Raw genomic sequence first — 10337 nt, 5'->3', positions numbered from 1 at the left:
GACTGCGGCGCCAGCACCGCCACCAGGTAGTGGCCCTGCAGCCGTTGCACGTCGTCGAGCAGGAGGTGTGCGGCCTCGTCCGGCAGGTCGAGGTCGGCCACGATGAGATCCCGCTCCTCCAGCCCGGCGGCGGGCCGGATCTCCGAGACCGTCCGCACCACGTCGACCCTGCCCGCGCCGGAGTGCACGAGGTTGCTCGTCAACCGCGTGCCGAAGAGCCGGTCGGCGGTGATGACCAGCGCGGAGAAGCCACGTGCCCGGCCCAGCGCGGGCTGGAACACGATCTCGGAGGGGTACAACGGTGTCCTCTTGTCGCGACAGTTGTCGCGCGATTCAGGAGCAGGTGTCTGGCATGGGAGCGCGGCCATTCACTCGGATACCCGTTAGGACCCCGGTGGCGGGACATCGGCACGGCCGAGAAGGGTGACACCCGTCACTCGGGAAGTCTCACGCGACCGCGGGAACCGCCGCCTCGGCCTCACGGGTGTAGCCGAGCCGCCCCTTGGTCACGCCGACCACGACGAGCGCCAGCACCCCGAGGCCGAGCACAGGCCCCCACAGGATCTCATCGCCGGCGTCCGGGAAGAACTCCGCGAAGGCGACGGACTGGAAGTTGTTGATCGAGCAGTGCAGCAGCATCACCAGGGGCAGGCTCTGCCGGCCCTTGTTGTAGACCAGGGTGATCAGGAAGCTCATCTCCATGGCCAGGACGGCGAAGCGGACGATCGTCTCGGCGGTGACGTCCAGGCCTCCCCACGGGGTGAGGAACAGCGGCAGGTGCCAGATGATCCACAGGGTGCCGAGGATGACCGTGGCGACCATCGGCTGGTGGCGCTGCTGCAGGCGGCTCAGGGCGAAGTCGCGCCAGCCCGGTTCCTCGGCGAGACCGGTGGTGAAGAACTGGAGCACCAGCATCGGCACGTAGACGGCCAGCAGCATCAGCGAGGGCACCCGGAAGCCTTCGCCGTCGGTGACGGCGAGCGTGCCGAGCAGGACCGCGACGGGGACGGCGAACAGCGCGAACGCGTACCATAGGACACCGGCGCGGAACTGGAAGAGCCGCTTGCGCCACCGCCGCAGGCCTTCCCTGCCCTCGGTGACGGCGGTGACGGTGAACGCGGCGGTCAGCGGGCCGAGGTACGCGCCGGGCAGGATCGCGGTGAGCTGGTTGCCCATCAGCAGGTCCGGGTAGCGGAAGTGCAGCAGGCCGAACCCGTCCAGCGACAGGACGTAGGGCAGCCAGACCAGCCAGCTGATGCCGTTGGCCAGGGTGAAGAACGTGATCAGCGGGTAGCGCTGGACGAGGGCGCGCACGCCGGTGGAGCCGGAGCTCTCGGTGGGGGTGGAAGTCATGGTCGAAGACTAAAAATCGATCTTGTGGCAGTCAGTGCAGCCAAGGGCCGTTCCCGGAGTGGAGCCCGCTCTACCCCGGTTTCCGCCGGAGGACACCGAATGTCCCCCGATCGTGTCGACGACGTGCGACGCCGTCCTCACCGCGCCGATACTCGAACTGTGATCAGCGACGCGTGGGACGCCGAGATAGGCAGGGTGGCGGCCCTGCGCGGGACCGGTGTGCTGGACACTCCCGCCGAGGAGCGGTTCGACCGGATCACCCGCACCGCACGGCGTCTGCTGCACACGCCGATGGCGCTGGTGTCGCTGGTGGACCTCGACCGGCAGTGGTTCAAGTCCGCCGCGGGACTCGACGCCACCGAGACGCCGCGCAGCGACTCGTTCTGCGCGCACGCGATCGCCGGGCCCGAGGTCATGGAGGTGCCCGACGCGCTCGACGACCCGCGGTTCGCCACCAACCCGATGGTGCTGGGACCGCCGCACATCCGGTTCTACGCGGGGCGGCCGATCGCGGCGGAGTCCGGGCACCTGATCGGCACGTTGTGCGTGCTCGACGCGCGGCCGCGCCGGCTGACGCCTGACGAGCTGGAGCTGCTGAACGACCTGGCGGCGTGGGCGGAGCTGGAGTGCCGGGCCGGGGCGACCGGGGAGCTCATCGCGGTCGCCAGCCACGAGCTGCGGACGCCGCTGACGTCGGTGCACGGGTCGCTGGAGCTGCTGGAGTCGGGGCGGTTCGGGTCGCTGCCGCCGCAGGCGGAACGGCTCGTGGAGATCGCCGTGCGCAACACCGACCGGCTGGTGCGGCTCACGAACGACCTGATGGACCTCACGCTCACGCGCCGCGGCACGCTGCCGTTGCGGATCGGCGAGGTGGGGCTGGCGTCCGTGACGGAGCAGGCCTTCTCCTCGGTCGAGGAGACCGCGCGCCGCGCCGGAGTGCGGCTGACCGAGAAGGGGCCGGACGTGGTCGTGCGCGGTGACGCGGACCGGTTGGTTCAGGTGCTGACGAACCTGCTGGCGAACGCCGTGAAGGTGTCCTGCCCGGACACGACGGTCGAGGTCGTGCGCGAGGCGGGACCGCTGACCGCACGGGTGCACGTGCGCGACGAAGGCCCCGGCATCCCGTGCGACGAGGTCGACCACATCTTCGAACCGTTCGTGCGGCTCGACGCGGGCATGCGCAACGGCGCCAAGGGCGCGGGGCTCGGGCTCGCGATCACCCGCGGGATCGTGGCCTCGCACGGCGGCACCATCGCGGTGACGGAGACCTCGGCCGCGGGCACGACCTTCACACTGGAGTTGCCGGTGGCGGCACCCAGGGGCTGACCAGCGCCTCCACCTGGGCCGCCAGCCGCACCGGGTCGAACGGTTTCGGCACGACCGGGCCCGGCAGGCCCTCGACGTCGGCCGAGGCGGTGAGGAACACGACCTCGACGCCCGCTCGGGGGTCGGCGAGCAGCGCCACCGCGGTCTGCCTGCCGTCCATGCCGGGCATGTCCACGTCCAGGAGCACGACGTCGACCTCTCCGGCGGAGCACAGGCGCAGCGCCTCCTCGCCCGACGCGGCGGTGGTGACGCTCCAGTCGGTGGTGAGCAGCGACAGCACGACCAGCTCGCGGATGTCCGGCTCGTCGTCCACGACGAGCACCCGGCGCGTCACAGGTTCTTCCAGTTCATCCGGTAGCCGACCCCGCGGACGGTGCTGATCAGGCCGGGGGCGCCGGCGGAGGCGAGCTTGCGGCGCAGGTTCGACAGGTGCACGTCGACGGCGTGGTCGTCGGCGAGCCACGCCTCTCCCCACGCACGGGTGCGCAGCTGGTCGCGGGTGCGGATCTGGCGCGGGTTCTCGCTGATGGCGGCGAGGAGTTCGAACTCGATGCGGGTGACGGGCACCGGTTCGCCGCGCACGAGCACCTCGCGGGTGTCGAGGTCGACCTCGACGGGTCCGAGCGTGCGGCGCTGGTGCGGCGCCTCGGGTGCGGACGGGCCGCCGCGCGGGCGCCGGAGCATCACCGCCACGCGCGCGGTCAGCTCGCGCGGGGAGAACGGCTTGGTCATGTAGTCGTCGGCGCCGCTGGTCAGGCCGACCAGCTTGTCGACCTCGTCGGCACGGCCGGTCAGCATGATCACGTAGGCGGAGGTGAACTCGCGCAGCCGCCGGCATACCTCGAACCCGTCGAGGTCCGGGAGGTTGAGGTCGAGCACGACGACGTCCGGCACCCACTGCCGGGCGGCGCGCAGACCCTCCTGCCCGTCCGCGGCGACGCGCACGTCGAACCGCGCGTCGGCGAGCGCCAGCTCGATCACGTAGCTGATCTCCGGGGTGTCCTCGACGACGAGGATCTTCGCGGTGGCCACCCCGTCCATTGTGGAGCGGTCGGCCGCACGCGGCAGGACGGGCGTCATCGCGGGTTCCGGTAGATGAGGCGGCGCAGTCCGATCAGGACGGCTCCGCCGATCAGCACGATCAGCCCGATCCGCACGCCCGTGTCCCTGCCCAGGAGCGCGATCCGGCCCACGACCGGCACGTTCGCGACGGCGACCGGCACGGTGGGCGAGGTGATGCGCAACGTCTGCGGGTCGGCGGCCTCGTTCGCGTCGCCCTTCGTCCGCACCACAGGTTCACCCGATCGTGTGGTCAGCTCGATCACGCGGTGGGCGTACCGCTCCCCCGCCACGTCCGGGCGCGGCAGCACGACGACGTCGCCGACCTCCAGGTCCGCCACCGGCACGGCGCGGGTGACGAGCAGGTCGCCCGGCGCGAAGGCGGGTTCCATGCTGGGCGAGAGCACCGGCGAGAACCCGATCCGCGCCAGCACGACGACCAGCGCACCCGCGACCGCGGTCACGGCGAGCACGGCCAGCAGCACACCGGACACGACGCCGCGTGCGGGCTTCTTCCTGTGGGTGGTGATCGCCATGGGGGTTCCGTTCATCAGGCGGGGCGGGCTTGGGAACGAGCGACGGACACGGACAGGGCGACCGTGCCGCCGATCGCGGCCGGCAGCGTGAGCCGCACGGAGGCGGAGCTGCCGACCGCGAGGGTCAGTGCGCTGGCCCCGGACAACGTCACCTGGGTGCCGGTGCAGGTGTTGGTGGCCGCCTGCCAAGCGCCGTTCACGCACGCCGTGGCGGCGGCCGCGCCCAACGGAAACCCAGAGGTCGTCAGCGTGTAGGTCTGGGCGGCGAGCGGGAGTGTGCCGGTGTTGCGGACGCTCCCGTAGAGGTAGTTCGTGGTGATGCTGGTGTAGCTGGTGCTCCAGGAGCTTCCGGTCAGGACCGTCCCGTCCGGACGGACGAGCGTCGCCGCCCACCGCGCCGTCCCGGCCTGGAGGGTCACGGTGGCGTCCGCGTCCACGTCGGCGTGCGCGGTGCCGGTGAGGGCGCAGGCCGCGAGGACGACGCCGAGCACCGCACTCAGGCGAGCGGGGAACGTGGTCGTCGTCATCGCGGTCCGTCGCCCTCGTCTGCTCAGGAGTTGGTGGTGGTGGCGTTGCGCTGGGTCTCGTTGAACGTGTAGGTCAGCGACACCGACTGGCCCTGGATGGTGCCCGCGGGCGCCACGCCGTTCACCGTGGTCTCGGCCTGGTCGGGCAGCTGGACCGACACCTGCAGGCGGGTCGTGCCGCCGCTCGCGAAGCTGCCGGGAAGCAGCGACACGGCGGAGGCCAGGCCGGACAGCGGCGTGGCGGCGAGCACGCTGCTGGCCGTGCCTCCCGTGCAGGCACCGGTGCCCGCGTTCCAGGTGCCGCCGGTGCACTGCATGACCGAGACGCGCAGCGCCTTGGAGGTGGTGCCGTCGGTGACGAGCTGGGGCGACCCGGTGGCGGCGACCTGGAGGGTCAGCGCCTGTCCGTCGAGCGTGCCGCCGTTGGTCAGGTCGACGTAGCGGTTGACGACGTCGCCGGGCGCCATGTTGGTGATGTTCTGCGAGAAGCCGGTGCCGTTGTTGGCCATCGTGAGCTTCAGCGTGCCGGAGGTGACCTGCTCGGGCGTCGTGTTGGTTGCGGTGGCGGACAACGTGGCCCAGACACCGGTGCCCATCGCGACGAGCGTCGCGGTCCCGACGGCGGCGAAGGCGAGCGGACGCCAGGCGGAACGGCGGCGGTCGGCGTTGTGCTTGGTCATCTGCGGTGCTCCCGGTGGTCTCGGCGGCTGCCCCTTGCGGCGGCGATGACACAAGACTGCGGGGTCTTCCTCCGGGCACCCTCCACGTTTCCTCTGGCGAACCTCAAGTTTCCACCCGCGGCCGGACATACCCGTCCGAACTCGAGCCGTCAGCGTCGCATGATGCGGTGCGCGAGGTGTGCCGAGGAGACGTCGGCGCGTTCGCCGTCGAGTTCGACCGCCTCGAACCCGCCGACGGGGTCGGTGTAGAGGCGGATGGCGAGACCGTCGGGGGTGCTCAGTTCGACGAGGTCTCCGATGAACCCCGAGATCACCGGACTGCTCTTGGCGAGGTCGTTCACGGGCAGTTTGAGGTGGTGGATTCCCGACAAGGTCGGCTTCACAGGTACCTCCACGGCTCACCCCGGAGCAGGTTCTCATCGTACCGACGTCACCTGCCGCATTCCCGTTGCGATGCATGAGAAAGCCGCATGGGTCCGATGACGATCAGTCGTTGGTGGTCTCGCGCAGCGATCTCTACCGTGGATGGTCCAGTGACCGGATCCGCGGAAAAAAGCCTGTAGTCATTCAGGTTTTCGTCTTCTGCGCCTCTGCTTCTCCCACTCCACGCCTCGTCCTCCGACGAAAGGATGATCATGCGTCGACCATCGCGCACCGGTGTGACCCTGTCCGCCTTGCTGGTCCTGACGGCCGGGGCAGCCGGTCCCGCCACGAGCGCGGCCGGTGAGGGGAGGCCAGTCCGCAACGCACTGGCCGGCACCTGGCGAATGGTGTCGGCGGTGTCCGACCCCGGTGGACCTGCCGAGCGGCGCCCCTACGGGGCCAACCCGGACGGCATGGTCACGTTCAACGAGAACGGGACTTTCGTCGAGGTCTTCCAGAATCCCGCCATCCCTCCCTTCGCCAGCGGCGAGAGGGTCGGCACGCCCGAGGAGAACGCCGCTGTCGTCGGCAGGTCCCTCGGACAGTTCGGCACCTACGAAGTCGACCGGAAGGGCGAGTACTCCTCGAACGTCATCATCGGGTCGACCTGGCCCAACCGGAACGGCCAGCGCTGGCAGACCCCGGTGCTGCGGTTCATCAGGAAGGGCGACCAGCTGACCGAGGTCCTGCAGGCTCCCGGCCTTCCCCGCCTGGAGATCAGGTTCGTTCGCGTTCCCTGATCATGCTGGTGAGCCGGTAGTGTGAAGGCAGGAGACGGGGGTGTGCAGGTACGTGCGTGCCACGAGTTGGCGGAAGCGTCTTCGGATGGCGTCGAGGCTCACCGATGATCTCGTCGCGCAGCTCATACCGATCTCCGCGAAGCCGGTAGTCCGGTGAGCGCTTCCCTGCTGCTGCACCGCCTGCACGCCGCAGGGCTGGTCGACGTCACGGCGGTCAAGCCGGTCGAGGGCGGGCTCGCCGCGATCGCCGGCATCGCCGTCCGGCGCGACGGTTCCCGGTTGTTCGTCAAGTCGTTCGCCGAAGTACCCGCACACGACCTGTTCGCGGCCGAGGCGGAAGGGCTGCACGCCCTACGGGAACGCGGCGGGCTGGTCACGCCCGAGGTCGTCCTCGCGACGCAGGACCTGCTGGTGCTGTCGGTCCTGCGTGAACGACCGCCGGTAGAGGCGTACTGGGAACAGCTCGCCCACGCACTCGCCCGGCTGCACACCTCCACGGTGCACGACCGGTTCGGCTGGGACCGCGACAACTGGCTCGGCCGCTACCGGCAGGTGAACACCTGGACTGCCGACGGGCACGAGTTCTTCGCCCGGAACCGCTTGCTGCGCTGGTTGCCGGAGCGCCGGGTCAGGGCGGCGCTGGACGAACGGGACCGGCGTGCCCTGGAACGGCTCTGCGAGCGGTTGCCCGACCTGCTGCCGGCGAAACCGGCCTGCCTGACCCACGGCGACCTGTGGGCGCAGAACGTCCTCGCCACCACCGACGGCAGGCCCGCGGTGATCGACCCGGCCGTCTCCTACACCTGGGCCGAGGTCGACCTGGCCCACCTGTGGTGCTCGCCGCACCCGCCGGAGGCGAAGCGGTTCTTCTCCGCGTACGCGGAGCTGACCGGCCTGGACGACGACTGGCGAACCCGGATGCCCCTGGTGCAGCTGCGCCAAAGCCTCGCCCTCATCGCCATGTTCGACCACGACTGGGGCGCGGCGGACCAGGTTCGAGCCATTCTCCGGCCGTTCCGGGCTCGGTGAACCTCGCCGGCATTCCGTTGCTCGACACGGCCAGGATTGCCCGCGTGCACCTGAATTCGTGCCCAGAAAGGAAGTCCAGAGGGTCTGCTGTGGCTGAAGTCGTTGACAAGTGCCATTTTCGCCACTGGCGAGAACAGGTGGATCAACGATCTCCGGCAGCCCTGTGGAAATGAGCAACCTTTGGTGCGCGATCCTTCTTCGCGTGGCGTCGTGCGGTGGTCGGCGCTGGGCGCGACGCTCGTGGTGTGCGCGTTCGGGCTCGTGACGACGGCGCTGGCGTTCCGGGCGGAGACGATCGACCTGGAGGTCTACCGGGCGGGAGCGGCTGCCGTGCTCGCCGGTGCGCCGCTGTACGAAACCGCTGTGTGGCAGGACATGCAGTTCACCTACCCGCCGTTCGCGGCGCTGCTGTTCGCGCCTCTGGCGTTGTTGGGCTCGGCGGTCGCGACGGGAGTGGTGGCGGCCGGCAACAGCGCGTTGCTGGTGTACGTGTCGTCGCGGTGCTGGCGTTCGGCCGGCACTCACACCGGGTCGAAGCTGCTCGTCGTGTCGTTGGTGACCGCCAGTGCGTTGCTGGCGACCGAGACCGTGCACGTGACGCTGTACCTGGGACAGATCAACTTCGTGCTGCTGGCACTGGTGCTCGGCGACCTGTTGCGCGACGACCCGAAGCGCACCAAGGGGATCGGGCTCGGTATCGCGGCGGGCATCAAGCTCACCCCGCTGATTTTCGTGCTGTACCTGCTGCTCACCAGGAGGTTCCGAGCAGCTGCCGTCGCCACGGGCACGTTCGCCGCCACCATCGCGGCCGGGTTCCTGCTCCTGCCGGGCGACGCGGCCCGCTACTGGCTGTCCGGCGCCGTCGGCGACGTGAGCCGCATCTACCCGGACCCGTACTCGGCGCACAACCAGTCGGTGCGGGGTTTGTTGCTGCGCAGCGGTTTCACCGTCGATGACGTCGGACCGTTCTGGCTGGGCGCGGGGGTGCTGGTGTCGGCGGTGGTGTTCGTGACGGCCGCGCTGGCGAGCCGGCGCGGCGAGGAGCTGCTGGCGTTGACGCTCGTCGGGATGTGCGGGGCGGCGCTGTCGCCGTGGTCGTGGGGCCACCACTGGATGTGGGTGCTGCCGCTCGCGGTCGTCGCCGTCGCACGAGTGGCGGTTTTCCGGGCGTGGTGGGTGCCGGTGGCGATGTTGCCGTTCACGTTCCCGCACGTGCTGGCGCTCGCCGACCCGCCCGATGAGGACGCGCAGCAGCCCGTGCTGAGCGGGTTCCCGGCGTTCGTGGTCGGGAACCTCTACGTGCTGGTGTTCGTCGCGGCCGTCGTGGTGTCGATCTGCCACCTCAGGTCACGCGCGGCCAGGGCAGGTCATCGTGCTCACGCTGAGGATCAGTCCTGGAGGAAGTCGGCCACCGCCGTGCGGAAAGCGGGGCTGCTGCCGACGATTCCGTGATCGCCGGCGACGAGTACGAGGCGGGCGTCCGGGATCGCGTCGGCGAGCACGTCGGGCCGCACCGCGAGGGGATCCTGGTCGCCTGCGATGACGAGCGTCCGCGCGGTGATGCGCGCGAGCTCGACGCCGCCTGTGTGCACCGCCCGTGCCTGCGCCGCCAGAGACGGCAGGTCCGCGCCCACCGACTCCGCGAACGTGCGCATGCCGGCGACCTCCGGCGGGAGCGAGCTCGGGTCGTCGGCCAGCAGTGCCTCCGCGAGCATGTTGTTCGGCAACACGCGCGTGTCCACCCCGCCGACCTCGACGACCCCGGCGCCGACACCGCCGACGACCAGCCTGCGCACCCTCGGTTCCTCCGCCGCGACCAGCAACGAGACGATGGCCCCCATCGAGTAGCCGACCAGATCCACCTCGGGTGCACCGAGAAGGTCGATCACCGCGCGCAGGTCCCGTGCCATGCGCGGTTCACCGTAGCGGCGGGGATCCGGTGACTTCTGCGACCGCCCGTGGCCGCGGGCATCGACGCCGACCACCGTGCGGCCCACCGCGGTCAGCGCCGCCACGGTGCCCGGGCCGGCCCAGTCCACCATCGTGTTCGCCGAGAACCCGTGCTGTAGGACGACCGGAACGGGATGCGCCCGGACACCGGCATCGGGCGCCCAGCGGTGGTAGGCGATCTCCGTTCCGTCGTCCACGACGAGCAGGGCATCAGTCATCGCGGACCTCGAAGAACATGCCCCTGACAGTAGGGCAACGGCAGGGCGGACTGCGGCTGCGCGAACTCGCCTCAGCCGCATGCCGGGCGTGACAGGTCCCGTGGGTTTACCCGCGCAGCACCGGGTTACGCAGGATGCATGGGAGTGAAGGAGAAAATCCTCGACGCACTGGACGCACTGAATGACGTGGACTTCCCGCTGGACGGATGAACCGGCGCCGAGGCGACCGCGTGTCAAGTGGGAACCGCCCTGGTGGGGTGAACTTCTGGCCGCCGGTCTGACCTCCGAGGCCGAAGACAGCGGGTGCCGACCGGCGGGTCACGCCGGAGGGTCTCCACCACCGACCACGACCGGTGTTCGTCCGCGCGAGGCAGGTTATCCACCGGAACAGCGGGTACCTGCCGGTTTCGCGAGTGGCCCGCCGTTGCGTCGGTCGGTGACCACCGAAGTGACGGTCCAAAGGAGACGCCATGCGTGCCATGGTCTACCGAGGTCC

At 70.3% G+C, this 10337-nt stretch carries 13 protein-coding genes; 4 read left to right on the top strand and 9 right to left on the bottom strand.

Annotated features, from left to right (window positions below; translation table 11 throughout):
- Together VF330_RS30210 and VF330_RS30205 are read right to left on the bottom strand one after the other, a co-directional pair.
- Positions 1–299, bottom strand: a 299-nt coding sequence (locus VF330_RS30210; RefSeq protein ID WP_330855094.1) for a hypothetical protein, incomplete at its 3' end; no start/stop codon positions are given.
- Between the two features lie 148 nt (positions 300–447).
- Positions 448–1353 carry a CPBP family intramembrane glutamic endopeptidase gene (locus tag VF330_RS30205; protein WP_330855093.1) on the bottom strand — a complete coding sequence of 302 codons (906 nt, stop codon included), beginning with the start codon at positions 1351–1353 and terminating at the stop codon, positions 448–450.
- A gap of 159 nt (positions 1354–1512) precedes the next feature.
- On the opposite strand from VF330_RS30205, the gene VF330_RS30200 reads away from it, so the two are divergent.
- Positions 1513–2679 (top strand): GAF domain-containing sensor histidine kinase, encoded by a 1167-nt coding sequence (locus VF330_RS30200; protein ID WP_330855092.1) that lies wholly within the window; start codon positions 1513–1515, stop codon positions 2677–2679.
- On the opposite strand, the gene VF330_RS30195 is transcribed toward VF330_RS30200, so the two are convergent.
- The 6 genes from VF330_RS30195 to VF330_RS30170 form a co-directional block, all read right to left on the bottom strand.
- Positions 2642–3013 carry a response regulator gene (locus tag VF330_RS30195; RefSeq protein ID WP_330855091.1) on the bottom strand — a complete coding sequence of 124 codons (372 nt, stop codon included), beginning with the start codon at positions 3011–3013 and terminating at the stop codon, positions 2642–2644. The genes VF330_RS30200 and VF330_RS30195 overlap by 38 nt on opposite strands.
- Positions 3010–3759, bottom strand: a complete 750-nt coding sequence (locus tag VF330_RS30190) for a response regulator transcription factor (RefSeq protein WP_330855090.1) — start codon at positions 3757–3759, stop codon at positions 3010–3012. Before VF330_RS30190 ends, VF330_RS30195 begins: the two co-directional genes overlap by 4 nt.
- The gene (locus tag VF330_RS30185) at positions 3756–4274 is read right to left on the bottom strand and encodes a signal peptidase I (protein ID WP_330855089.1); all 519 of its coding nucleotides are present in this window, start codon (positions 4272–4274) and stop codon (positions 3756–3758) included. Before VF330_RS30185 ends, VF330_RS30190 begins: the two co-directional genes overlap by 4 nt.
- 14 nt (positions 4275–4288) lie before the next feature.
- On the bottom strand, positions 4289–4801 hold the full coding sequence (locus VF330_RS30180; RefSeq protein WP_330855088.1) for a hypothetical protein: 513 nt from the start codon (positions 4799–4801) through the stop codon (positions 4289–4291).
- Positions 4802–4824: 23 nt separating this feature from the next.
- Entirely contained in the window at positions 4825–5481 is a 657-nt protein-coding gene (locus tag VF330_RS30175; RefSeq protein WP_330855087.1) for a TasA family protein, read from the bottom strand.
- A 149-nt stretch (positions 5482–5630) separates the two neighbouring features.
- Positions 5631–5864: a hypothetical protein gene (locus VF330_RS30170; RefSeq protein WP_330855086.1), complete on the bottom strand. Its 234-nt coding sequence runs from the start codon at positions 5862–5864 to the stop codon at positions 5631–5633.
- A 252-nt stretch (positions 5865–6116) separates the two neighbouring features.
- Here VF330_RS30170 and VF330_RS30165 point away from each other — a divergent pair, with 252 nt between their 5' ends.
- The 3 genes from VF330_RS30165 to VF330_RS30155 all read left to right on the top strand — a co-directional run bounded on the left by VF330_RS30165 (position 6117) and on the right by VF330_RS30155 (position 9125).
- Complete coding sequence (locus VF330_RS30165) at positions 6117–6644, top strand: lipocalin-like domain-containing protein (RefSeq protein WP_330855085.1); 528 nt, start codon at positions 6117–6119, stop codon at positions 6642–6644.
- 153 nt (positions 6645–6797) lie between these two features.
- Entirely contained in the window at positions 6798–7673 is an 876-nt protein-coding gene (locus VF330_RS30160; protein ID WP_330855084.1) for a fructosamine kinase family protein, read from the top strand.
- A 183-nt stretch (positions 7674–7856) separates the two neighbouring features.
- Positions 7857–9125, top strand: coding sequence for a glycosyltransferase 87 family protein (locus tag VF330_RS30155; protein WP_330855083.1), 1269 nt, complete (start codon positions 7857–7859; stop codon positions 9123–9125).
- On the opposite strand, the gene VF330_RS30150 is transcribed toward VF330_RS30155, so the two are convergent.
- Positions 9062–9841 (bottom strand): alpha/beta fold hydrolase, encoded by a 780-nt coding sequence (locus tag VF330_RS30150; RefSeq protein WP_330855082.1) that lies wholly within the window; start codon positions 9839–9841, stop codon positions 9062–9064. The two genes, VF330_RS30155 and VF330_RS30150, sit on opposite strands and share 64 nt — an antisense overlap.
- Positions 9842–10337 lie beyond the last annotated feature (496 nt).

Origin of the sequence: Lentzea sp. (assembly GCF_036380075.1) — a bacterium.
Taxonomy (GTDB): domain Bacteria; phylum Actinomycetota; class Actinomycetes; order Mycobacteriales; family Pseudonocardiaceae; genus Lentzea.
This window is presented reverse-complemented; position numbering and strand designations above follow the sequence as displayed.

What these genes read in the sequence shown, in the direction of transcription:
- VF330_RS30205 (WP_330855093.1), bottom strand. Translation starts at nt 1,353, where the DNA reads ATGACTTCCACCCCCACCGAGAGCTCCGGCTCCACCGGCGTGCGCGCC.
- VF330_RS30190 (WP_330855090.1), bottom strand. Translation starts at nt 3,759, where the DNA reads ATGACGCCCGTCCTGCCGCGTGCGGCCGACCGCTCCACAATGGACGGG.
- VF330_RS30185 (WP_330855089.1), bottom strand. Translation starts at nt 4,274, where the DNA reads ATGGCGATCACCACCCACAGGAAGAAGCCCGCACGCGGCGTCGTGTCC.
- VF330_RS30180 (WP_330855088.1), bottom strand. Translation starts at nt 4,801, where the DNA reads ATGACGACGACCACGTTCCCCGCTCGCCTGAGTGCGGTGCTCGGCGTC.
- VF330_RS30175 (WP_330855087.1), bottom strand. Translation starts at nt 5,481, where the DNA reads ATGACCAAGCACAACGCCGACCGCCGCCGTTCCGCCTGGCGTCCGCTC.
- VF330_RS30165 (WP_330855085.1), top strand. Translation starts at nt 6,117, where the DNA reads ATGCGTCGACCATCGCGCACCGGTGTGACCCTGTCCGCCTTGCTGGTC.
- VF330_RS30150 (WP_330855082.1), bottom strand. Translation starts at nt 9,841, where the DNA reads ATGACTGATGCCCTGCTCGTCGTGGACGACGGAACGGAGATCGCCTAC.